This is a genomic window from Sphingobium tyrosinilyticum (assembly GCF_042654265.1).
Classification (GTDB): domain Bacteria; phylum Pseudomonadota; class Alphaproteobacteria; order Sphingomonadales; family Sphingomonadaceae; genus Sphingobium; species Sphingobium tyrosinilyticum.
On the sequence record NZ_JBHSFZ010000022.1, the window covers coordinates 30,248 to 51,221 of the forward strand.

Annotated in this window: 20 protein-coding genes; 14 read left to right on the plus strand and 6 right to left on the minus strand. The window is 63.9% G+C overall.

The genetic code is table 11. From position 1 onward, the window contains the following. The first annotated feature begins 4 nt into the window (after window positions 1-4). The gene (locus tag ACFO3E_RS10855; protein ID WP_066527208.1) at window positions 5-862 is read left to right on the plus strand and encodes an SMP-30/gluconolactonase/LRE family protein; all 858 of its coding nucleotides are present in this window, start codon (window positions 5-7) and stop codon (window positions 860-862) included. A gap of 5 nt (window positions 863-867) precedes the next feature. On the opposite strand, the gene ACFO3E_RS10860 is transcribed toward ACFO3E_RS10855, so the two are convergent. Continuing rightward, entirely contained in the window at window positions 868-1,857 is a 990-nt protein-coding gene (locus ACFO3E_RS10860) for a LacI family DNA-binding transcriptional regulator (RefSeq protein WP_066529189.1), read from the minus strand. A 271-nt stretch (window positions 1,858-2,128) separates the two neighbouring features. Further along, complete coding sequence (locus ACFO3E_RS10865) at window positions 2,129-2,788, minus strand: protein-L-isoaspartate(D-aspartate) O-methyltransferase (protein WP_066529194.1); 660 nt, start codon at window positions 2,786-2,788, stop codon at window positions 2,129-2,131. A gap of 222 nt (window positions 2,789-3,010) precedes the next feature. Between ACFO3E_RS10865 and ACFO3E_RS10870 the strand changes: the two genes are divergently transcribed. Next, window positions 3,011-5,671 (plus strand): GAF domain-containing protein, encoded by a 2,661-nt coding sequence (locus ACFO3E_RS10870; protein ID WP_066527211.1) that lies wholly within the window; start codon window positions 3,011-3,013, stop codon window positions 5,669-5,671. Window positions 5,672-5,712: 41 nt separating this feature from the next. Here ACFO3E_RS10870 and ACFO3E_RS10875 read toward each other — a convergent pair whose 3' ends face one another. Next, entirely contained in the window at window positions 5,713-6,459 is a 747-nt protein-coding gene (locus ACFO3E_RS10875) for a FadR/GntR family transcriptional regulator (protein ID WP_066529196.1), read from the minus strand. Between the two features lie 99 nt (window positions 6,460-6,558). Further along, complete coding sequence (locus ACFO3E_RS10880) at window positions 6,559-8,361, minus strand: IlvD/Edd family dehydratase (RefSeq protein ID WP_066527212.1); 1,803 nt, start codon at window positions 8,359-8,361, stop codon at window positions 6,559-6,561. Window positions 8,362-8,499: 138 nt separating this feature from the next. On the opposite strand from ACFO3E_RS10880, the gene ACFO3E_RS10885 reads away from it, so the two are divergent. Both ACFO3E_RS10885 and ACFO3E_RS10890 read left to right on the plus strand, forming a co-directional pair. Next, window positions 8,500-9,402 carry a 2-dehydro-3-deoxygalactonokinase gene (locus ACFO3E_RS10885; RefSeq protein ID WP_066527215.1) on the plus strand — a complete coding sequence of 301 codons (903 nt, stop codon included), beginning with the start codon at window positions 8,500-8,502 and terminating at the stop codon, window positions 9,400-9,402. Continuing rightward, a complete protein-coding gene (locus ACFO3E_RS10890) occupies window positions 9,399-10,025 on the plus strand; it encodes a 2-dehydro-3-deoxy-6-phosphogalactonate aldolase (protein WP_066527218.1) in 627 nt (208 codons plus the stop codon). The genes ACFO3E_RS10885 and ACFO3E_RS10890 overlap by 4 nt, the downstream gene beginning before the upstream one ends. A 154-nt stretch (window positions 10,026-10,179) precedes the next feature. Here ACFO3E_RS10890 and ACFO3E_RS10895 read toward each other — a convergent pair whose 3' ends face one another. Continuing rightward, the gene (locus tag ACFO3E_RS10895; RefSeq protein ID WP_066527219.1) at window positions 10,180-12,213 is read right to left on the minus strand and encodes a hybrid sensor histidine kinase/response regulator; all 2,034 of its coding nucleotides are present in this window, start codon (window positions 12,211-12,213) and stop codon (window positions 10,180-10,182) included. A gap of 141 nt (window positions 12,214-12,354) precedes the next feature. Here ACFO3E_RS10895 and ACFO3E_RS10900 point away from each other — a divergent pair, with 141 nt between their 5' ends. The 5 genes from ACFO3E_RS10900 to ACFO3E_RS10920 all read left to right on the plus strand — a co-directional run bounded on the left by ACFO3E_RS10900 (window position 12,355) and on the right by ACFO3E_RS10920 (window position 15,182). Further along, window positions 12,355-13,401 (plus strand): COX15/CtaA family protein, encoded by a 1,047-nt coding sequence (locus tag ACFO3E_RS10900; protein WP_066527222.1) that lies wholly within the window; start codon window positions 12,355-12,357, stop codon window positions 13,399-13,401. Further along, entirely contained in the window at window positions 13,398-13,718 is a 321-nt protein-coding gene (gene cutA, locus ACFO3E_RS10905) for a divalent-cation tolerance protein CutA (protein WP_066527223.1), read from the plus strand. The genes ACFO3E_RS10900 and cutA overlap by 4 nt, the downstream gene beginning before the upstream one ends. Before the next feature lie 131 nt (window positions 13,719-13,849). Continuing rightward, window positions 13,850-14,329, plus strand: a complete 480-nt coding sequence (gene rplM / locus ACFO3E_RS10910) for a 50S ribosomal protein L13 (protein ID WP_082919614.1) — start codon at window positions 13,850-13,852, stop codon at window positions 14,327-14,329. Next, on the plus strand, window positions 14,329-14,856 hold the full coding sequence (gene rpsI / locus ACFO3E_RS10915) for a 30S ribosomal protein S9 (protein ID WP_082919615.1): 528 nt from the start codon (window positions 14,329-14,331) through the stop codon (window positions 14,854-14,856). Before rplM ends, rpsI begins: the two co-directional genes overlap by 1 nt. A gap of 143 nt (window positions 14,857-14,999) precedes the next feature. Next, the gene (locus tag ACFO3E_RS10920) at window positions 15,000-15,182 is read left to right on the plus strand and encodes a general stress protein CsbD (RefSeq protein WP_066527225.1); all 183 of its coding nucleotides are present in this window, start codon (window positions 15,000-15,002) and stop codon (window positions 15,180-15,182) included. 49 nt (window positions 15,183-15,231) lie between these two features. Here ACFO3E_RS10920 and ACFO3E_RS10925 read toward each other — a convergent pair whose 3' ends face one another. Further along, window positions 15,232-16,638, minus strand: a complete 1,407-nt coding sequence (locus ACFO3E_RS10925) for an alanine/glycine:cation symporter family protein (RefSeq protein WP_066527228.1) — start codon at window positions 16,636-16,638, stop codon at window positions 15,232-15,234. Between the two features lie 89 nt (window positions 16,639-16,727). On the opposite strand from ACFO3E_RS10925, the gene glmM reads away from it, so the two are divergent. The 5 genes from glmM to ACFO3E_RS10950 all read left to right on the plus strand — a co-directional run bounded on the left by glmM (window position 16,728) and on the right by ACFO3E_RS10950 (window position 20,517). After that, on the plus strand, window positions 16,728-18,068 hold the full coding sequence (gene glmM, locus ACFO3E_RS10930) for a phosphoglucosamine mutase (protein WP_066527230.1): 1,341 nt from the start codon (window positions 16,728-16,730) through the stop codon (window positions 18,066-18,068). A 105-nt stretch (window positions 18,069-18,173) separates the two neighbouring features. Further along, on the plus strand, window positions 18,174-18,398 hold the full coding sequence (locus tag ACFO3E_RS10935) for a DUF1272 domain-containing protein (RefSeq protein ID WP_066527232.1): 225 nt from the start codon (window positions 18,174-18,176) through the stop codon (window positions 18,396-18,398). After that, complete coding sequence (gene thiD, locus ACFO3E_RS10940; RefSeq protein WP_066527234.1) at window positions 18,395-19,156, plus strand: bifunctional hydroxymethylpyrimidine kinase/phosphomethylpyrimidine kinase; 762 nt, start codon at window positions 18,395-18,397, stop codon at window positions 19,154-19,156. The genes ACFO3E_RS10935 and thiD overlap by 4 nt, the downstream gene beginning before the upstream one ends. Next, the gene (locus ACFO3E_RS10945; protein ID WP_066527236.1) at window positions 19,149-19,748 is read left to right on the plus strand and encodes a ribonuclease HII; all 600 of its coding nucleotides are present in this window, start codon (window positions 19,149-19,151) and stop codon (window positions 19,746-19,748) included. Before thiD ends, ACFO3E_RS10945 begins: the two co-directional genes overlap by 8 nt. Before the next feature lie 139 nt (window positions 19,749-19,887). Then, entirely contained in the window at window positions 19,888-20,517 is a 630-nt protein-coding gene (locus ACFO3E_RS10950) for a L,D-transpeptidase family protein (protein ID WP_066527239.1), read from the plus strand. Window positions 20,518-20,974 lie beyond the last annotated feature (457 nt).

Genomic DNA, 20,974 nt, shown 5'->3' on the forward strand with positions numbered 1-20,974 from the left:
TCCGATGGCGCAGTGGGAACTGATCCAGCGCGATATTCGCGACACGCTGGGCGAAGGCACCTTATGGTCCGCGCGCGATAATGCTGTCTATTGGACCGACATAGTCGCACCAGCGGTCAATCGCCTGTCACTTGCCGACGGCAGCATCCTACGCTGGGCCATGCCTGAGCCGATCGGTTGGATCGTCGAGCGGCAGGGCGGTGACTTCATCGCCGGATTGCAGAGCGGTTTCGCCCGTCTCTCGCTCGATCCGCTCGCGATCGAACCGATCGGCGACCCTGAGCCGCATTTGCCCGGCAACCGGATGAATGACGGCAAGGCGGATGCCGAAGGACGCATCTGGTGCGGCACGATGGACATGGCGGAGCAGGCGGAGAGCGGCGCTTTCTACCGCCTGGATCCAGACGGGCGCTGGCTCCAGATGGACAGCGGCTACAAGGTGCCCAATGGCCCGGCCTTCTCCCCCTGCGGCCTTTGGCTCTACCATACGGACAGCGCGCGGCGCAGCGTCTATCGCTTCGCCCGGACGGAAGGCGGCGGCCTTGCAGACCGGGAGTTGTTCATCCGCTTTAGCGAAGAGGATGGCTATCCTGACGGCATGACCGTTGATGCCGACGGTCATTTGTGGATCGCGCATTGGGATGGCGCGCGCATCAGCCGTTTCACGCCCGAAGGCAAGCTTGATCGCGCCATTCCCTTGCCAGCGCGGCAGGTCACGAACATCTGTTTCGCCGGAGCAAATCTCGACCGCATGTTTGTAAGTTCGGCGGCCGTGGGCCTGCCCGAAAGCGAATATGATGGCGGGCTGTTCGAGGTCGATGCGGGCGTGAAGGGCCTGCCGACGCCCTTGTTCGCAGGCTAAGCAGGCTAAGGGAAGGGCGGCGCGGAACTGTCGCGCTGCACCAATTCGAAGCGGAACGCTGGCGGCTCCGATGGGCCGTTGATCAGCGAGTCGATCACAGCCGCCCCCATTTCGGCGAGCGGCTGGCGCACCGTGGTAAGCGGCGGCCAAGCGGTGAAGCTAGCCGGCGTGTCGTCAAATCCGACCACGGACAAATGTTGCGGCACATTCAACCCCCGGCGGCGCGCCAGCGCCAGAAGGCCAAGCGCCATATCGTCATTGGTCGCGAAGACAGCCGTCGGTGGCTTCGTTAGGCCGAGCAGATGCTCGCCCGCCGCGATGCCGGACGCATAGTCGAACCCACCCTCAACGAACAGGCTCTCCTCGCGAGGAAGGCCCGCAGCCGCGAGGCCGTCGCGGAAGCCATCGACCCGGCAGGCGGCTGCGCCATGGCTAGGCGGCGGCGTGATAATGCCGATGCGCCGATGACCGAGCGCGATGAGATGATCGGCTACCATCCGGCCTGCAGCCCGTTCGGGCGTGGGAATGTTGAGGCCCTGCGCGCTCACCGAACCGGCGATCAGGGCGCAGGGCAGTTTCCGCTCGGACAGCCACTGCAGCACTGCCGGATCGTCCGACAGCGGCGGGGCCAGGAACACGCCGTCGGGGCGCAGCGCGGCCACAAGCCCTTCCAGAATCTCGAACCGCGCCTCACCCTCCAGCGGGATCAGCTCGACCACCAGATGATAGCCGAGGTCCCGGCACCGGTTCACCGCGCCCGCCTGGATACCACTGATATAGCTGGCCACGGGGTTGTTGTAGAGGAAAGCGATCATGAAGGACCGCCCGCCTGCCAGCCGCCGGGCCGACTGATTGGGCCGATAATCCAGCTGACGGATCGCTGCCGTCACCCGTTCCCGCAGTTCCGCACTGACATTGGGCGCCTTGTTCACCACCCGCGAGACGGTTTTGATCGAAACGCCAGCGACCGCCGCTACGTCATGGATGCTCGGCATGAAGATCCTGCCACGCGATCCGCGGCTGCTCGCTGTATCCACCTCTCATGATGAGCGATCCTTGGCACGGAAAAGTGGGAGAAAACAAGCATTCGCGGCCGTCATTTGGCCGAAAAATTATAATCGATCATCCTGGGTCAAAAAGGGCTTGATCGATCAGACTAAATCTTTAAAAGTCCAAGACAGCGTTGTCATTCTTCGAATGGCAATGACGTCATCCCGGACGGTTTCGGACTAACTGCACAAGGACGCGGCCGTCCGGGATGCGCTTTCATCGCGCCTTCGTATCATGCCAGCCATGAGCGCCGATCAGAGGCACGAAGCGCACCGCCTCCAGCTTCTGTGTTTCGAACGCTTCCTCGCCGGTGCGGGTTATGCGCATAAGTTGCTGCTCTCTCGCTTCGCCCACCGGGATTACCAGGCGCCCGCCGATCGTCAGCTGTTCGCGCAGCGGCGGCGGCACGGAAGGACCGCCTGCCGCGACCAATATGGCGTCGAAGGGCGCTTGTTCCGGCCACCCCTCCGTACCGTCGCCGGTGCGGATCGATAGATTGTCATAGCCCAGTCGTTCCATCCGCCCGCGCGCGAGTGCGGCCAGTTCGCCCAGCCGGTCGATCGCAAAGACATGCGCGGCAAGGCGGCTCATGACCGCGGCGGCATAGCCCGACCCGACGCCGATCTCCAGCACCCGGTCGCTTGCGCGGATCGCCGCAGCCTCGATCATTCGGGCGACGATATAGGGCTGCGAAATCGTCTGGCCCCCCTCGACCGGCAGCGGCCTGTCTTCATAAGCGAAGTCGCGCAGCTCTTCTGGAACGAAATTCTCGCGCGGCACCTGGCGCATGGCCGCCAGCAGGCGTGGGTCGCCGACGCCGCGGCGGGCGATCTGCCGCTCCACCATCATCTGGCGCAGGCGCTCGCTGTCCGCCATGCCGCCTCCGGGCCATTGATCGGAATGACGCGACTCGGCCGCGCCGCCAGCGTCACCATAGCCCTTTGCCGCCCGTTGCGCCCTGACCTTTATCAATGCCCCCTGGTGCCGCAAAGGTTGACCGACTTTTCACCATCTTCCCCACGATGGAGGAGTTGGCTGTTCAAAAACAAAGCGTTATGGTAGCTGGCACAGCTTTCCCCGAGGTTGCCCCCGTTGGACATGATGCTGCCGGACCATGAGGCGTCCCTGCGTTGGACGCCGCTGTTCGCAGCCGCCGAGCGGCTGGCGAACGCCCGATCGCTCGGCGATGTCGTGGAGGTCGTGCGGACGGCTGCGCGCAGCATTGCGGGTGCGCAGGGCATTACGGTCGTGTTGGGCGAAGGCGACGAATGCTTTTATGTCGCCGAAGATGCGATTGAGCCGCTGTGGGCGGGCCAGCGCTTTCCACGTTCGTCTTGCGTGTCGGGCTGGGTCATGACCCATGGGAAACCGGCGATCATCTCGGACATCTCCGCCGATCCACGCGTTCCCTACCATCTCTACAGCGCCACTTTCGTCCGCAGCATGGTGATGACGCCGGTCGATACGGGGTCCAAGCCGATGGCGATCGGCGCCTACTGGGCGGAGGTGGACGCCCCCGACGAACTATCCGTCGAAATGTTGAGCCAGTTGGCTCGGCTGGTCGGCGCGGCGATTCGCAACGTGTCGCTGCAAACCTCGTTCGAAATCGTCAACCGCATGGGCGCGGCCGTTGCGGCGGAACAGAATCTGGATGTCGTCGTCCAGACGATCACCGACGCCGCCGTCGAACTGACCGGCGCGGAATTCGGAGCCTTCTTCTACAATCTCGTCGACCAGAAGGGTGAGAGCTACATGCTCTACAGCCTTTCCGGCGTTCCGCGTGAGGCGTTCGGCAATTTGTCCATGCCGCGCAACACCGCCGTGTTTGGCCCGACCTTCGCAGGGGAGGGGATTGTGCGGTCGGACAATATCCGGGCGGATCCCCGCTATGGCCACAACGCTCCGCACAAGGGCATGCCGCCTGGCCATCTGCCTGTCACCAGCTATCTTGCCGTGCCCGTCGTATCGCATAGTGGCGAAGTCCAAGGCGGCCTGTTCTTCGGCCATCATCTGGCGGGCCGCTTTACCGCTGAACATGAAAAGATCATGGCGGGCGTCGCGGGGCACGCATCCATCGCGATCGACAATGCGCGCCTCCACCACAAGGCGCAGCGTGAAATCGCGGCCCGCACCGTGGCCGAAGGGGAATTGCGCCAACTCAACGCCACGCTGGAGCAGCGGATCGAGCAGCGTACGGAGCAAATCCGCGCAGCCTTCCGCGAACTGGAACAGAGCGAGCGGCGCTTCGGGCTGCTGGTCCAGGGCGTCACCGACTATGCGATGTGCATGCTCGATGCTACGGGCACGATCACCAACTGGAATGCGGGCGCGGAACGGATCAAGGGCTATTCCGCGCATGAAATTGTCGGCCGGCATTTCTCCTGCTTCTACACTGAACCCGATCGGGAAGCGGGCATGCCCGCCCGCACGCTGGAGGTTGCCACCACGGCTGGCCGGTTCGAAGCCGAAGGGTGGCGCGTGCGCAAGGACGGCACGCAATTCTGGGCCAATATCATCGTCGATGCGATCCATGACGAACAGGGACGGTTGATCGGCTTTGCCAAGGTAACCCGTGATCTCACCGAAAAGCGCGCGGTGGAGGAACAGCTTCGCCAGGCGCACAAGATGGAGGCCGTTGGCCAACTGACCGGCGGCATCGCACATGACTTCAACAATCTGCTGACCGTCATCAACGGCAATATCGAACTGGCCGAGCGGGGCCTCACCAATGGCGGCGATCCGGCTAAGGCGGTGCGCGCCATCGCAAACGCCCGGCAGGGGGCGGAACGTGCCGCCGCGCTGACCCAGCGCCTGCTCGCCTTTTCCCGGCGCCAACCTCTGTCACCCAAGCCGCTGCATCTTGATCGCGTGGTGGAAGGGCTATCCGACCTGCTGAAGCGGGCGCTAGGCGAACTGATCCAGCTCAAGACGGTCAATGCCCCGCATCTCTGGCCGGTAGAGGCCGATCCCAACCAGATCGAAAGCGCGCTGCTGAACCTTGCTGTCAATGCGCGGGATGCCATGGCAGATGGCGGAACATTGACGATCGAGACCGCCAACGCTTATCTCGACAGCGATTATGCCGCCGCTTGCGGCGATGTCGCGCCCGGCAATTATGTGATGGTCGCGGTCAGCGACACCGGCACCGGCATGGCTCCCCCGGTACTGTCGCGCATCTTCGAACCTTTCTTCACCACCAAGGAGATCGGGCGCGGGACCGGGCTTGGCCTCAGCCAGGTCTATGGGTTCGTCAAGCAATCGGGCGGGCATGTGGAAGTGCTGTCGGAACAGGGGCAGGGCACCACTGTCAAAATCTACCTGCCGCGCTTCACCGGCGATGCGGAGGGGACGCAGGAGGACCGAGTGACGGCCCACGACCTCTCGGCTTCAGGCCAGACCATTTTGGTGGTCGAGGATGATGATGCCGTGCGCGCCTATTCGGTCGAGACTTTGCGGGAATTGGGCTATCGAGCGCTGGAGGCGGCGGATGGCCATGCCGCGCTGCGCCTGATTGAGGCGGATGGCCAGTCGATCGACCTTCTCTTCACCGATGTCGTGATGCCCGGCATGTCGGGCAAGGATCTGAGCGAACGCGCGCGTACGTTGAAACCCGACCTCAAGATTCTCTACACCAGCGGTTATACCCGCGACGGCTTCCTGCGCGACGGAAAGCTCGACCCGGGCATTGCCCTGCTGCCCAAGCCCTTCACCCTGCAAGACCTGGCCAGTCGCCTCCGCGACATCTTGGACCGAGTCTGAAGGCGGCGAGGCTCTCCGGGCGAAAAGCTACCGCCCACCTCTCAAGGTTCAGTAAGCGCGATATCCATATCCGCGAGCGCCAGCCGCAACAGCTCCGTCATCGCCGCTCGCGCCGCCGCCGTGTCGCGGGAGGCAATCGCCTCGAAAACCGCGCGATGATCCGGCAGCGGATCGCGCGGCGGCGCTGACTTCCGCTGCTTGAACATGGTCGTCCAACTGACCGCCGCGCCCACGGAGCTTGCCAGCGCCGCCAGCGCTTCATTCTGCGTCGCGGCCAATATCGCATTGTGGAACTGCTGATCCGCCGCGCGCCCTTCCTCGGTCGCCAGCCCATGCTCGCCCATCGTCGAGAGCGCTGTCTCCATGGTCGCCAGTTGGGCATCGGTCCGCCGCCGCGCCGCGAGTTCCGCAGCCGATGGTTCGATCAGGCCGCGCAGTTCGAACAGGTCGCGCACAAAGGCGGGGTCCGGCTCGCCCGCGAACATCCAGGCCAGCATCTCCGGGTCCAGCACATTCCATCGGCTGCGCGGCAGCACGCGGGTGCCCGCCTTGGGGCGGCTTTCCAGCATGCCCTTCGCGATCAGGATGCGCACGGCCTCGCGATAAGCGGTGCGGGACACGCGAAGCCGCTCGGCTGCCTCGATCTCGCCTTCGAACAGCTCGCCGGGTCTGTATTTTCCCGCGACGATCGCGCTGCCCAGCTGCCGGGCGATCGCCTGGTGGATGCGAAGGCCGCCCTCCTCATGTCCGAACATGCGTTCAGCTGAATGCTTGCCTTCGCTGCCCAACGCTCGCTCCTTGCCAGTCATCGAACGCCAGCCGTACGGCAATGCCGCTCTCAAAGAAAGTCGCCCGCAGCCGCCGTCCGCCGATGCTCGCCTGACCGCTCAATGATTGTCGCGCGGCAGGCCCTTGGTCTGGGCGATACGCTGATATTTCTCCGCCCCTTCCAATATCGCGCCGCTGTCGAGTTGCCCGACCAGCGCGCGCTGAATCTCCTGCCATGGCGTCTGCGAGGCGGGGTAGGGGTAGCCCCCCTCGGCCAGCAGAGCCGATCGCCGCGCAGACAGTTCTTCATCCGAAATCAGCACATTCACCATGCCTGCATTCAAGTCCATCCGCACCCGATCGCCGGTCCGCAGCAGCGCCAGGCCACCCGTGGCCGCCGCTTCTGGCGAGGCGTTCAGGATCGAGGGACTGCCGCTGGTGCCTGATTGCCGCCCGTCGCCGATGCAGGGCAGGGCGCTGATGCCCTCCGTGATCAGATATGCGGGCGGCCGCATGTTCACCACCTCCGCCGCGCCGGGATAGCCGATCGGCCCCGCGCCGCGCATGAACATCAGCGTGTCGGCCGTGATGCCCACCGCCGGGTCATCGATCCGCGCATGATAATCCTCCGGCCCGTCGAATACGACCGCAGGCCCTTCAAAGGCATTGGGATCATTGGGATTGGACAGATAACGCTGGCGGAACTCGTCGCTGATGACGCTGGTCTTCATGATCGCCGCGTCGAACAAATTGCCGGAGAGGACCAGGAATCCCGCCTCCTCCTTGATCGGCTGGGCGAAGGGCCGGATGACCTTCTCATCCTCGATCGCGGCGTCCCGGCAATTCTCGCCCATGGTCCTGCCGTTGACGGTCATCGCCCCCTCGCGGATCAGGCCCTGGCCGATCAACTGCCCGACCACCGCAGGCACGCCGCCCGCATGATAATAATCCTCGCCCAGATATTCGCCCGCCGGCTGGAGGTTCACCAGCAGCGGGACCTTATGCCCCACTGCCTCCCAGTCCTTGAGCGGCAGTTCGACCCCGGCATGGCGCGCGATCGCCGCCAGATGGATCGGCGCATTTGTCGATCCGCCGATCGCCGAATTCACCACGATCGCATTATGGAATGCGTCCAGCGTCAAGATGTCGGAAGGTTTCAGATCCTCCGCCACCATTTCGACGATGCGCTTGCCGGTGCGATAGGCGGCCTCCTGCCGATCGCGATAGGGCGCAGGGATCGCCGCCGATCCGGGCAGCATCATGCCCAGCGCCTCGGCGAGGCTGTTCATCGTCGTCGCCGTGCCCATGGTGTTGCAATAGCCGGTCGAGGGCGCCGACGACGCCACCAGCTTGATGAAGCCCTCATCGTCGATCTTACCTGCCGCCAGCAACTGCCGCGCATGCCAGACGATCGTGCCCGATCCCGTCCGCTCGCCCTTGTGCCAGCCGTTCAGCATCGGTCCCACCGACAGCGCGATCGCGGGGATATTGACCGTCGCCGCCGCCATCAGCAGCGCGGGTGTCGTCTTGTCGCAACCAGTGGTCAGCACCACGCCGTCGATCGGATAGCCGTACAGCGCCTCGACCAGCCCCAGATAGGCGAGGTTCCGGTCCAGTCCCGCGGTCGGCCGCTTGCCCGTCTCCTGGATCGGATGAACGGGAAATTCCAACGCGATGCCGCCCATCTCCCTTATGCCCTCGCGAATCCGCTCCGCCAGCACCAGATGATGACGGTTGCATGGCGACAGGTCGCTCCCGGTCTGCGCAATGCCGATGATCGGCCTGCCGCTCCGCAATTCCTCAAGGCTGAGGCCGAAGTTCAGGTAGCGCTCCAGGTAGAGTGCGGTCATGTCGATGTTGTCGGGGTTGTCGAACCAGGCGCGGCTGCGCAATTTCCGGTCGGCAGGGAAGGATACGGCCATGAGAACATCCTGAAAAGCTAGGGCTGTGCAACAGATTGACGTCTTCGCTCGGTCAATATACTCATACAAATAGACAGACAAGGATGGATTGCATTCTCCCGTGAAACCGTTAGCCCAGCAGCACACAGGTCCCCAGATATGAGCGGTTATGACGTCGTCGGCGATTGGGGCACGAGCCGACTGCGCCTGTTCCGCATCGAACAGGGTGAGGTTATTGCGCGCCTCGAGGGTCCCGGCATTGCTGCGGTCGGCGCGAATGCGGAAGCAGCCTTCGCAGACAGCATCGCGCCTTGGCTCGACGGTGGCATGCCCGGCAGCATTCGCCTCTGCGGCATGGCCGGTGCGCGCGACGGCTGGGTGGAGGCGCCCTATGCCGATTGTCCCGCTACTTCCAGCGACTGGCGCTCCGCCGCAGCCCGGTTCGACTGGCGCGGCGTGCCCGTCACCATCCTCGCCGGGCTCGCCTGCACCAGCAGCGATGGCGTGCCGGACGTCATGCGGGGCGAGGAGACACAGCTGTTCGGCGCCATCAACCGCCACCCCCATCTGGCCGATGGCCGCCAACTGATCGTCCTGCCCGGCACGCACAATAAGTGGACGCTGGTCGAAGATGGCCGCATCCTCACCTTCCGCACGGTTCCCACTGGCGAACTCTACGCGCTGCTGCATGGCCAATCGACGCTGGGCGCCAAGTCGAAACCGCACAATCCTGCCGAAGAAGGCGATGGCTTTGCCGAAGGTCTTGGCCGCGCTGGGCAGGGCGGTCTGCTCACCAGCCTCTTCGCCGCACGGTCGATGCGGCTGCGCGCCGGACGGTCTTCCGATTGGGCGGCTGCCTATCTTTCCGGCCTGCTGATCGGATGCGAGATTGCGGAGGTCACCGCGATGCTCGGGGAGGCAGGCAACATCACCCTGATCGGCGATCAGCGCCTTTGCACCCACTACGCGCAGGCGCTGGAAGCGCAGGGCCTTACCACCCATATGCTGGACGGCGACGATTGCGTGCTCGCCGGCCTCACCCTTCCGGAGAATGACGCATGACACTCGACGCCCTGCTCGCGGATGGCGCGCCCCCGATCGCCGCCATCCTGCGCGGCCTGCGTCCCGAAGAAGCCCCCGCGATCGGCGCGGCGCTTATCGATGCGGGGATCCAAATTCTCGAAGTGCCACTGAATTCACCCGACCCGCTGGAGAGCATCGGTGCACTTCAGCAAGCTTTCGGAGCTAAGGCTCTGATCGGAGGCGGCACGGTGCTGACGGTCGATGCGGTGGAGGATCTGCACCGCGTCGGCGGTCGCATCATGGTCACGCCCAATACCGACGCAGCCGTGATCGCGCGCGGCGCGGAACTCGGCCTTGAACTGCTGCCCGGCTTTCTGACCCCCAGCGAGGCATTCGTGGCCGTCAAAGCAGGCGCCCGCCGCCTGAAACTTTTCCCCGCCGCGCAGCTCGGCCCCGCCTATGTTAAGGCGGTGAAGGACGTTCTTCCCCGCCATGTCGGCCTCTGGGCGGTAGGGGGCACCGGCGCAGATACGATCGGTCAGTGGCTCGCGGCGGGCTGCGAAGGCATAGGCGTCGGCGGCGCTCTATACCGCCCCGGCGACAGCGCGGATGTGGTCGGGGAACGTGCCGCAGCCTTGGTCGCCGCCTGGCGCGCGATTTAGCGGATAAGACCTCCTACGCCTCCCCGTTCGTATCGAGCGAAGTCGAGAAACGTGAAGCGCGCGCTCTAATCCGTTTCTCGACTTCGCTCGATACGAACAGAGGTTTGTGGCCGTCACGTATCTCAGTCAATTTGTCGAGGGCCAAGCCCGCCCATTACCCCACCTGCCGCGTCTCTTGCCGGTCCAGCATTTCCCGTACCTTTCCCGCCAGATCGGCATAGGTGAAAGGCTTGGTCAGCAACTCGACGCCCGGGTCCAGCCGCCCGTGGTGGAAGATCGCGTTGCGTGCATAGCCGGTCGCGAACAATATCTTGAGATCCGGCCGCCGAAGCGCCGCTTCCCGCGCCACGTCCGCGCCCGTCATCCCGCCGGGCAGCACCACATCGGTAAAGAGCAGATCGACCGGCGGTGTGGCGCGGTCCAGCGCATCCAGCGCGGCTGCGCCGTTATTGGCCTCTATCACGCGATAACCTAGTTCGTTCAGCACCTCGACGGCATAGGCGCGCACCTTGTCGTCATCCTCGCATACCAGCACCGTTTCATGGCCGCCGCCATGCGGTAACCGTGGGCTTCCCTCCGCCCGGTCATTGGCTGGCACAGGCCCATGATGGCGCGGCAGGTAGATCTTGATGCTGGTCCCCTGACCGACCTCCGAATAGACGCGGATATGACCGCCCGACTGTTTGATGAAGCCATAGACCATCGACAGGCCCAGGCCCGTGCCGCGTCCGACCTCCTTTGTCGTGAAAAACGGCTCGATCGCATGTCGCAACGTATCGGGGTCCATGCCGTGGCCCGTATCCGACATGCTGATCAGCACATATTGCCCCGGCGTCACCTCTTCTTCCTGGGCGGCATAATGGTCGTCGATGTGCGTGTTGGCGACTTCGATCGTCAGCTTGCCGCCACCCGGCATCGCGTCGCGCGCGTTGACTGCCAAGTTCAACAGCGCATTTTCCATCTGGTTGACGTCGATCTCCACCGGCCAGACGCGCGCCGTCTGGATCGTCTCCACCTCGATCGTCTCGCCCAGCGTGCGCCCCAGTAGGTCCGACATGCCACTGACCAGCCGATTGGGATCGGCTCGCTCGGGCGTCAGCGGCTGGCGGCGGGAAAAGGCCAGCAGCCGCTGCGTCAGCATCGCGGCCCGCTCGGCCCCGGCCATCGCATTTTCCGCCGCCCGGCGCAGTCGATCGTTGTTCTTCAGGCCGCGTTGCAAAAGTTCCAGATTGCCGGTCACGACCTGTAGCAGATTGTTGAAGTCATGGGCGACGCCGCCGGTCAGTTGGCCCAGCGTCTCCATCTTCTGCGCCTGCCGTAGCGCCGCCTCCGCCTCTGCCAGCGCCCTGCTATGAGCGCGCTGCTCGGTAACGTCGCGCGCTACGCAATAGATTAGTCCATTGTCGGGCACCGCCGTCCAGCTGAAGTTGCGATAGCTGCCATCCTTCGCCCGAAAGCGATTTTCGAACCGCAGCGTCGGCACCCCTTGCTGCAGCGTCTCCAGTTCGTTGCGTACGCGCGCGACGTCCTCGGGATGCTCCATCCATTCCGACGTCCGGCCGATCAGTTCGTCCTCGCTCCAGCCCAATATGTCCGTCCAGGCGGGGCTGGCCGACAGCCATGTGCCCGTCATGTCCGCCACCAGGAAAGGGTCTCGCGCCAGCGTCCACAAACGATTGCGTTCGGCCAGCATTTCGCGCTCGGCCTTCACGCGTTGCGTGGTTTCGCTGACGATGCACAGCGCGCCGCCGATGGACCCGTCGCTTTCGAATACGGGCGAATAGCTGATGTCGAAAAACACCTCTTCGCCTCGACCGCCGTCACGCTCGATATAAAAAGGGCGGTCCTTTGCATGGACCGTCTCGCCTTTCTCGACGACGGACAGCAGCAGGGGCTCAAGATCTTGCCACAACTCGGCCCAGCCTTCGCGCGCGGGGCGGCCCAGCACGGCGGGGTGCTTGTCGCCAATGGTCGGGGCATATGCTTCATTGTAAAGCGCGCAAAGATCCGGACCCCAAAACAGCACGATCTCGGCCTTGGACGACAGCATCAGTCGCACTGTCGATATCAGGGCGGGCGACCATTGATCGACCGGACCCAATGGCGACTGTTCGCCGATACGGGTGGTCAGTTCGCCTAGCGGGCCTTGCGCCGCGATCATCCCGGCGATGTTGTTCGCCGCCGTCATCGATTATCCTCTGTTAAGAACCGCATAGACAGGGATACGCCTGTCTGTTGAATTGTATCCCGCTCGCGCGGGCCGCTGCGACCTTTTGTCCATGGGTCGCCCTCTTGCAACAATCGGGGCATCGGCGCATGGATCGCCGTCATGACCGCCATCGCTCTCCGTCGCCCGGCCATGTCCGCTCCCCGCCCTGCATCCATCGCCCGCTGGCTGCTTGCTGTCGCGGCGCTGGTTTTCTGCATGGTGGTGGTCGGCGGCATCACGCGCCTGACCGAATCGGGCCTTTCGATCACTCAGTGGAAGCCCATTGCCGGGGCCATTCCACCGATCACGCACGACCAGTGGATGGAGGCGTTCCGCCTCTATCAGCAGATCCCCGAATATCAGCAGCTTCGGCAGGGCATGACCCTGTCCGATTTCCAGTTCATCTTTTTCTGGGAATGGGTGCACCGGCTGCTCGGCCGCCTGATCGGCGTCGCTTTCGCGCTGCCCCTGCTGTGGTTTGCCTGGCGCCGGGCCATCCCTATCGGTTATGGTCTGCGCCTTGTCGCGCTGCTCGCGCTCGGCGGGCTTCAGGGTGCGATCGGCTGGTGGATGGTGAAATCCGGCCTCTCGGTGCGCACCGATGTCAGCCATTACCGGCTCGCCATTCATCTCCTGACGGCGCTCTTCATCATGGGCGGGCTCATCTGGACCGCCCTCGATCTGCGCGCGGTTGCGCGTGATCCATCCGCCCGACCTGCAATCCTGCCGCCATTTGCGCTGCTCGTGCTGCTGGTCCTGTTCGTCCAGCTGCTGTTCGGCGCTTTCACCGCCGGGCTGGACGCGGGTTATGTCTCCAATAGCTGGCCGCTCATGAACGACCATTTGGTGCCTGAGGGCATCGAGTGGCTGGGCTCGCTCTGGGCTACGATCTCCAACGACCCCTATCTCGTCCACTTCATCCACCGTTGGTGGGCCTGGGTCGCAGCCGCCATGCTGATCCTGCTCGCGCGCAAGGCAAAGCGGGCGGGGCAGCGTGGCGCGTCGATCGCGATCAATGCCGCTGTCGGGACGCAGGTTGCGCTCGGCATCGCTACGGTTGTCAGTGGCATCGCTCTGCCGCTCGCGGTGCTGCATCAAGCGGTCGGCGCGCTGGTAGTCGCGTCTGCCGCCTGGGGCTCGCATGCCGTGGGGGCGCGCCGGGCATGAGCGGGGTGGCGCTCGTCTATACGCTGTTCGGTTCGGCCGAAGCCGCCGAGCGCGTCGCGCGCCAGCTTGTTGAGGAGCGTCTGGCCGCATGCGCCAACATATTGGCTCAGGGCACGTCCATCTATGAATGGAACGGCGTCCTGGAAATGTCGGCCGAGGTGCCGGTGCTGTTCAAGACCACCCCGTCGCGCCGCGACGCGCTGATGGCGCGGATCGCCGAACTTCACGACTATGATGTGCCTGCAATCCTCGCTCTGCCGGTCGAAATGGCCGATCTCAGCTACGCAAAATGGGTCGCCGAGCAGATCGCGAAATGACGGGTATTATTTTACCCGTCAGGAAAGTGGCCGAATCTCTTGACTTCTGAAGGTGTGCCGGTCATTAGCGCCCATCTTTGAACGCCCTCAAAACACGTTCAATTCACTATTTCATTCTGGAGATTGGCACCATGAAGGCGCTGATGAAGACCACTAAGCCGGCAACCCCGGCCACGGTCGAAAAGAAGTGGATCCTGATCGACGCGGAAGGTCTCGTCGTCGGCCGCCTCGCCTCGACCGTCGCGAACATCCTTCGCGGCAAGCACAAGACGTCCTTCACCCCCCACGTTGATTGCGGTGACAATGTCATCATCATCAACGCGGACAAGGTGAAGTTCACCGGCCGCAAGCTTACCGACAAGGTCTATTACAAGCACACAGGCTACGCCGGCGGCATCAAGGAAACCACGCCTGCCAAGATTCTGGAAGGCCGTTTCCCCGAGCGCGTCCTTGAAAAGGCCGTTGAGCGCATGATCCCCCGTGGTCCGCTCGGCCGTCAGCAGATGCGCAACCTGCGCATCTTCGCCGGTGCTGAACATCCGCACGAAGCGCAGAACCCCGAAGTGCTCGATTTCGCGTCGCGCAACCGCAAGAACAAGGTGGGTGCATAATGTCCGATAACCGCCAGTCCCTGTCCGACCTCGCGTCGCTGACCGCCAACGCTCCGGCCGCTGCCGATGCCGTCGCTGCTGACGCCCCGATCGCTCCGGTTCAGCCCTCGGCTCCGCTGCGCGCCCAGGAAATCGACAGCCTCGGCCGCGCCTACGCCACCGGCCGCCGCAAGGACGCCGTCGCCCGCGTCTGGGTGAAGCCCGGCACCGGCAAGATCACGGTCAACGGCCGCGATCAGGAAGTCTATTTCGCCCGTCCGACCCTGCGTCTGGTCATCAACCAGCCGTTCGGCGTCACCGAGCGTGAAGGCCAGTATGACGTGATCGCCACCGTCAAGGGCGGCGGTCTGTCGGGTCAGGCCGGCGCCGTGAAGCACGGCATCGCCCAAGCTCTGTCGAAGTACGAACCGGCGCTGCGCAGCGCGGTCAAGGCGGAAGGCTTCCTGACCCGCGACAGCCGCGTCGTCGAGCGTAAGAAGTACGGTAAGGCCAAGGCCCGTCGTAGCTTCCAGTTCTCGAAGCGCTAAGCTTCTACTCGCAAGAGTTTTTGGAAGGGGGCTGGGTTTCTGGCCCCTTTCTTTTTGCCTTATGCCGTTGCGTCCCCGTATCGGTGGCAACCTTTCCTTCCTCCGGGTTGTTGATCTGCCGTAGCTAACGACAGGAGGACCCGATGGGCGAACTAACCGACAAGGCGAAGGCCGCTGGCAACAAGGCGGCTGGCGCCATCAAGGAAAGCGTAGGCCGCAATCAGGGCGATGCCGACCTGGCCGCCGAGGGCAAGGCGCAAAAGGCCAAGGGCACGGCGCAGGATATCAAGGGTTCGATCAAGGGCGCGCTCGGCGACGACATCTGATCGAAACCTTCACTAAACCAAGGGCCTCGCCGGTGGCGGGGCCTTTCTTTTATCCCAAGGCACCCGCCCCGCTGGTCCTCTGCGCCCCATCTTCTGAAGCGCGTAGATAGTCCTGCACATCCCGCCGCAATTCACCCGCGCATAGATAGAGCGCGATGACATTGGGTATGGCCATCAGGAAGAAACTGCTGTCCACAATGTCCACCACCCGGCCCAGATCAATCGCCGCCGCCGGGGGCAGGGCGATGATGTAGAGAATCTTGTAGCTCCACTGCGCCTTCGGCCCGTTGCCGAACAGATAACCCCAAGCCTGCAAGCCATAAAAGCCCCAGGCCACCAGCGTCGAATAGGCGAACAGCACCACGACTACAGCAAGCAGCCAAGGGAACCAGGGTGACACCTGTGCAAAGGCGGCGGAGGTGATGGCTATCCCCTCCAACCCTGACCGCCATGTGCCCGCGACCACCAGGGCCAAGCCGCCGGCAGCGCATACGATCATCGTGCCCAGCAGAGGTTCGAGCAGGGCCACCAGCCCTTCCGACACCGGATGGCGCACCCGCGCCAGGCTGTGCGCCATCACGGCGGAGCCCACACCCGCCTCGCTTGCGAACACCGCTCGCCGCATTCCCGCGACGAACGCGCCGACAGCGCCGCCCGTCGCCGCGGTGCCGTTCCACGCGCCTTGCCAGATCTCGGCCAGCGCGCCCGGAATCGCAGGCGCATGAAATATCAGCACAGCCGCAACCCCGGTGAGATAGACCGCCACCTTAAGCGGCGTGAGCCGCTTCGCCACCTCGCCCAGCCAAGCCGCGCCGCCGAGCGTTACTAACGCAACCGCAGCAGCAAGCAGGACGCCGTAAGCCCAGCCGTTGGACAGCCCCGTCACCACCTTCACCTGGGCAAAGCTCTGATTGACCTGAACCATCGGGATCGCCCCGAACAGCGCGAAAAAGGCATAGAGACCGCCAAGCGCCAGTCCGAAGCGGGGCCATCCCCGCGCCGCGCCCACCGCGCGCAGCACATACATGGGGCCGCCATGCACATGCCCGCGGCTGTCGAAGGTCCGGTATTTGAGGCCCAACGTTACCTCGGCCATTTTCACGGTCATCGCGAACCAGCCGATGACGAACATCCACAGGATCGCACCCGGCCCGCCCATGGTCAGCGCCACAGCGACCCCAGCGATATTGCCTAAGCCAATAGTCCCGGCCAGCGCAGTAGTCAGCGCACCCCATTGGCTAATGTCACCCTTCGCCTGGCCAGGGCCTGGTTGCGTCCGCAAGATGCGCAGCGCTCTTCCAACGGCGCGCACATTGGGAAAGCCCAGCCAGATCGTGAAGAACAGCATCGGCACAGCCAGATAGAGCACGATCAGTTCGATCTGCGCGCCCAGCAGCGGCACCTTGAGAAAGACGGCGCCCGCCAGCGCGTCCACCGCTGCATTGAACCCGTCCATCTGCTAAGGAATGACTGGTCTCCGGTGGAAAGTCGAACAAAGATTGCTATGGATGACGGCAGCTTAGGTCGCTTTGCGGGACGAGAATCATGAGCAGGCGTTATTTCGGCACCGACGGTATCCGGGGCCGCACCAACCAGTGGCCGATGACGGCCGAACTGGCGATGAAGGTCGGTATGGCCGCGGGCAAGCATTTCCAGCGCGGCAGTCACCGCCACCGTGTGGTGATCGGCAAGGACACGCGCCTTTCCGGCTATATGGTCGAAAACGCCCTTGTTGCGGGCTTCACCGCCGTTGGCATGGACGTCGTCCAGTTCGGCCCGATCCCGACGCCTGCGGTGGCGCTTCTCGCCCATTCGATGCGCGCGGACCTGGGCGTCATGATCTCCGCCAGCCACAATCCCTATGCCGACAACGGGATCAAGCTGTTCGGCCCTGACGGATACAAATTGTCCGACGAGGATGAGCTGAAGATCGAGGCGATGCTGGAGCAGGATATTCCGCTGGCGGCTCCTTCCGACATCGGCCGAGCCCGCCGCGTGGAGGACTCGCGCGGCCGCTACATTCACGCCGTCAAATCCAGCTTCCCCGCGGACCTGCGCCTCGACGGGCTGAAGATCGTCGTCGATTGCGCCAATGGCGCAGCCTATCAGGTCGCTCCCTCTGCCTTGTGGGAATTGGGCGCGGAAGTGATCGCGATCGGGGTCACGCCCAACGGCGTCAACATCAACGACGCATGCGGATCGACGTCTCCGCTCCTGTGTCAGGAAACGGTCGTGTCATCGGGAGCCGATATCGGCATAGCCTTGGATGGCGATGCAGACCGGCTGATCGTCGTGGATGAAAAGGGCCAGATCGTCGATGGCGACCAGATCATGGCGCTCATCGCGGGCAATTTCGCTCGCGACGGGTCGCTGCGCGGTGGCGGGCTGGTGGCGACGGTCATGTCCAATCTCGGCCTGGAACGGCATCTTGCGGGCCAGGGCATCAATCTGGAGCGCACGAAGGTCGGCGACCGTTATGTGTTGGAGCGGATGCGCGAGGGCGGCTTCAATGTCGGCGGCGAACAGTCCGGTCATATGATCCTGTCCGACTATGCGACGACCGGCGACGGCACCGTGGCCGCGCTGCAGGTGCTGGCGGCGCTTGTCCGCGCGGGCAAGCCTGCGAGCGAAGTGCTGCATCAGTTCGATCCAGTGCCGCAGCTCCTCAAAAATGTCCGCTTTTCGGGCGGCAAGCCTTTGGAGCATGAGGAGGTGAAGCGCGTGATCGCGCAGGCCGAGTCGGAACTCAACGGCTGCGGCCGCTTGGTCATCCGTCCTTCGGGTACGGAGCCGGTGATCCGCGTGATGGCCGAAGGCGACCGCGAGGATCAGGTGAAGGACGTCGTCGAACGCATCTGCAACGCCGTCGCGAGAGTGGCTGCGTGAGCTTTCCATTCCCTCGTTATCCCAGCGAAGGCTGGGATTTCCTTCGGATGAGTCGTGTCCTTCGTCCAAAGATGCCGGCTTCCGCTGGCATGACGGGGTTCGGCCATGCTTGAAATGCGCCCCGACTGCGAGCGCTGCGGCGCCGACCTGCCCGCCGACGAACCGGGCGCGTTCATCTGCTCCTTCGAATGCACCTTCTGCGCGCCTTGTGCCGAGGTGCTGGACGATCGCTGCCCCAATTGCGGCGGCGAGTTGATGGATCGTCCCACCCGCATGGGCGATGCGCTCGCCCGTCATCCCGCAACCACCCAACGCCGCCATAAGGCATGACGCCCGCACGCATATTGATCATCGCCGGATCGGACAGCGGCGGCGGCGCGGGTATCCAGGCGGATATCCGGACGGTGACGCTGCTCGGCGGCCATGCCATGACGGCGATCACCGCGATCACCGCGCAGAACACGCTGGGCGTGCAGGGCGTCCATGCCGTGCCAACGCCCATGGTGGTGCAGCAGATGGACAGCGTCCTCAGTGACATCGGCGTCGATGCGGTAAAGATCGGCATGATCGGCTCTGCTGAAACCGCGGCCGCAGTTGCGGACCGGCTTGCCCAGTTAGAACATGTGCCGATCGTCTTCGACCCCGTCATGGTCGCGACCAGCGGCTCGGCCCTTGCGGACGAGTCGACGATCGCTGCTTTCGAACAGTTGATGAGCATCGCGACGCTGGTCACGCCGAACATCCCGGAACTGGAAGCCTTGGGCGGGGAAGAGATCGCCCTTCGCTTCGATACCCATGTGCTGGCCAAAGGCGGCCATGGCGAAGGGACGATGCTCACCGATCGGTTGATCGGGCCGCAGGGCGTGCGCAAGGCGTGGAGCAATAAACGGATCGACACGCCGCATACGCACGGCACGGGTTGCACGCTGGCCAGCGCTATTGCGACCGGCTTGGGGCAGGGCTTGGATCTGATCGACGCCATCGATCGCGCGCGCAAATATGTCCGTGAAGCATTGGTCTTGGCGCCCGGCCTAGGGCAGGGACACGGGCCGATGGGCGCGCCGTTCGGATTTCACTTCCATGCCTGATTTCGCGCATGAGCTTCTGCATCATCCCGGCCTCGTCGCTGGGGTGGATGAAGCGGGCAGGGGTCCGCTGGCGGGACCGGTGGTCGCCGCTGCCGTTATCCTCAGGCAGGACGATTGCCCGGACGGCCTCAACGACAGCAAGCAACTGACTGCTGCCCGCCGCGCGGTGCTGGAGGGAGAAATCAAAGCGCGCGCCCTCTGCTGGGGGATTGGCATGGCTTCGGTCCAGGAGATCGACAGCCTCAACATTCTCTGGGCGACGATGCTGGCGATGACGCGGGCGATGGAAGCGTTGAGCCATGACTGCGCCCATGTCCTGGTGGACGGCAACCGCTGTCCCAAATGGCGCTGGACATCGACTGCCGTTGTGGAAGGCGACGCCAAATGCCTGTCCATCGCCGCTGCCTCGATCCTGGCAAAGGAAGCGCGCGACCGGATGATGATCGAGGCGGCTTCCTCGCATCCCCATTATGGCTGGGAAACGAACAAGGGCTATGGCAGCCCGATGCATCTGGCTGCGCTGCGGGAACATGGGCCGACGCCGCTCCATCGCCGCAGTTTCGCTCCGGTTGCCCAATTGATGCTGCTTTAGTTAGAGGGCCGCGCCGCGTCCCATGACGGGATGATCGCCACCACATCGTCGTAAATCCGGGCTGGCACGGCGGCTGCAGATGGTTAAGAAAGACTTAATGCGCTTTCTGCCAGCCCTTGCCCTGCTTAGCATTTGCGTCATGTCGCCGTGGATTAAACCGGCCGAGGCGCAACCAACGGCGATCGATAGCGAGCCGCTGGCAGCGGGTAGTTATCGTTGGCTGGAGGAGGGGCCTTTCGACGGTCCGCTCTACCTGATCATCAGCATCGAGCGGCAGATGGTCCATGTCTATAGTGGCGACCGACTGGTCGGCATGGCCAGCGTATCGACCGGCACGAAGGGGCATCGCACGCCCACTGGCGAATATGCGATCCTGCAAAAACGGGAATGGCACAGGTCGAACATCTACAGCAATGCGCCCATGCCTTTCATGCAGCGTCTGACCTGGGACGGCATCGCGCTGCATGCCGGGCACAATCCGGGCTATCCGGCAAGCCATGGCTGTATTCGCCTGCCGCAAGCCTTCGCGCGCAAACTCTTTGCCCTCACGCAGATTGGAACACTGGTGCGCGTGAATGCGGATGATTTGAGGCCAGCACTGATGCTCGACATGCTGGTGCTTAACGATCCCGGCACGGCTGTCGTGACCTTCACGCCCAATGCCCAGCCTCCGCTTTTGGAGAAAGCTCTGGTGGAATTGGCCACCCGCGACGCGCCGATGCTTGCCATAGACCCCAGCGTGTTCCAACCCCGACTTCGCCGCTGGTAGGGGCATTCTCCCTCTCCCCGTCAGGGGAGAGGGCCGGGGAGAGGGGAGCGCACTATCGCCAACCGGTCTTATAGCGTCCCCGACCTCAACGCAGGCCGCTCGAGACTAGGCGTAACCCAATGGCCACAGGCTTCTAAAAAAACATCCTATTTTCTCAAACAGGCATCCATTTAGCCTGTCCTATTCCGCCTCAGCGCGCCTATCCCGCCCCCTCTTTGAAACGTCTGATAAATCATGCCCTCACGCCTACGCGCGCCCAGGCACGCGCGCGCATACACTGTGAACTTCGGCATAAATCGGTCGCGTGCTGCCGCGCAGCTTGCCCGCCACGAACCCGCCAGATCGGTTCAGGCCGCGTCTGTTAGGCGACATGCAAAACTGACCCCCTCGCGTCACTGAAAACTGGCCCCCTCCGGAAGGAGGACGGGACAGATGAATATGGATGATGAGACGATCT

Bases quoted from the DNA above. Each gene is read 5' to 3' on its own strand.
- ACFO3E_RS10935 (WP_066527232.1), top strand. From the start codon at position 18,174: ATGCTTGAAATGCGCCCCGACTGCGAGCGCTGCGGCGCCGACCTGCCC.
- cutA (WP_066527223.1), top strand. From the start codon at position 13,398: ATGAGCGGGGTGGCGCTCGTCTATACGCTGTTCGGTTCGGCCGAAGCC.
- rplM (WP_082919614.1), top strand. From the start codon at position 13,850: ATGAAGGCGCTGATGAAGACCACTAAGCCGGCAACCCCGGCCACGGTC.
- ACFO3E_RS10865 (WP_066529194.1), bottom strand. From the start codon at position 2,788: ATGGCGGACAGCGAGCGCCTGCGCCAGATGATGGTGGAGCGGCAGATC.
- ACFO3E_RS10880 (WP_066527212.1), bottom strand. From the start codon at position 8,361: ATGGCCGTATCCTTCCCTGCCGACCGGAAATTGCGCAGCCGCGCCTGG.
- ACFO3E_RS10895 (WP_066527219.1), bottom strand. From the start codon at position 12,213: ATGACGGCGGCGAACAACATCGCCGGGATGATCGCGGCGCAAGGCCCG.
- ACFO3E_RS10925 (WP_066527228.1), bottom strand. From the start codon at position 16,638: ATGGACGGGTTCAATGCAGCGGTGGACGCGCTGGCGGGCGCCGTCTTT.
- ACFO3E_RS10950 (WP_066527239.1), top strand. From the start codon at position 19,888: ATGTCGCCGTGGATTAAACCGGCCGAGGCGCAACCAACGGCGATCGAT.
- ACFO3E_RS10945 (WP_066527236.1), top strand. From the start codon at position 19,149: ATGCCTGATTTCGCGCATGAGCTTCTGCATCATCCCGGCCTCGTCGCT.
- ACFO3E_RS10920 (WP_066527225.1), top strand. From the start codon at position 15,000: ATGGGCGAACTAACCGACAAGGCGAAGGCCGCTGGCAACAAGGCGGCT.
- ACFO3E_RS10900 (WP_066527222.1), top strand. From the start codon at position 12,355: ATGACCGCCATCGCTCTCCGTCGCCCGGCCATGTCCGCTCCCCGCCCT.
- ACFO3E_RS10885 (WP_066527215.1), top strand. From the start codon at position 8,500: ATGAGCGGTTATGACGTCGTCGGCGATTGGGGCACGAGCCGACTGCGC.
- ACFO3E_RS10890 (WP_066527218.1), top strand. From the start codon at position 9,399: ATGACACTCGACGCCCTGCTCGCGGATGGCGCGCCCCCGATCGCCGCC.
- ACFO3E_RS10870 (WP_066527211.1), top strand. From the start codon at position 3,011: ATGATGCTGCCGGACCATGAGGCGTCCCTGCGTTGGACGCCGCTGTTC.
- glmM (WP_066527230.1), top strand. From the start codon at position 16,728: ATGAGCAGGCGTTATTTCGGCACCGACGGTATCCGGGGCCGCACCAAC.
- ACFO3E_RS10855 (WP_066527208.1), top strand. From the start codon at position 5: ATGGCGCAGTGGGAACTGATCCAGCGCGATATTCGCGACACGCTGGGC.
- ACFO3E_RS10860 (WP_066529189.1), bottom strand. From the start codon at position 1,857: ATGCCGAGCATCCATGACGTAGCGGCGGTCGCTGGCGTTTCGATCAAA.
- rpsI (WP_082919615.1), top strand. From the start codon at position 14,329: ATGTCCGATAACCGCCAGTCCCTGTCCGACCTCGCGTCGCTGACCGCC.
- thiD (WP_066527234.1), top strand. From the start codon at position 18,395: ATGACGCCCGCACGCATATTGATCATCGCCGGATCGGACAGCGGCGGC.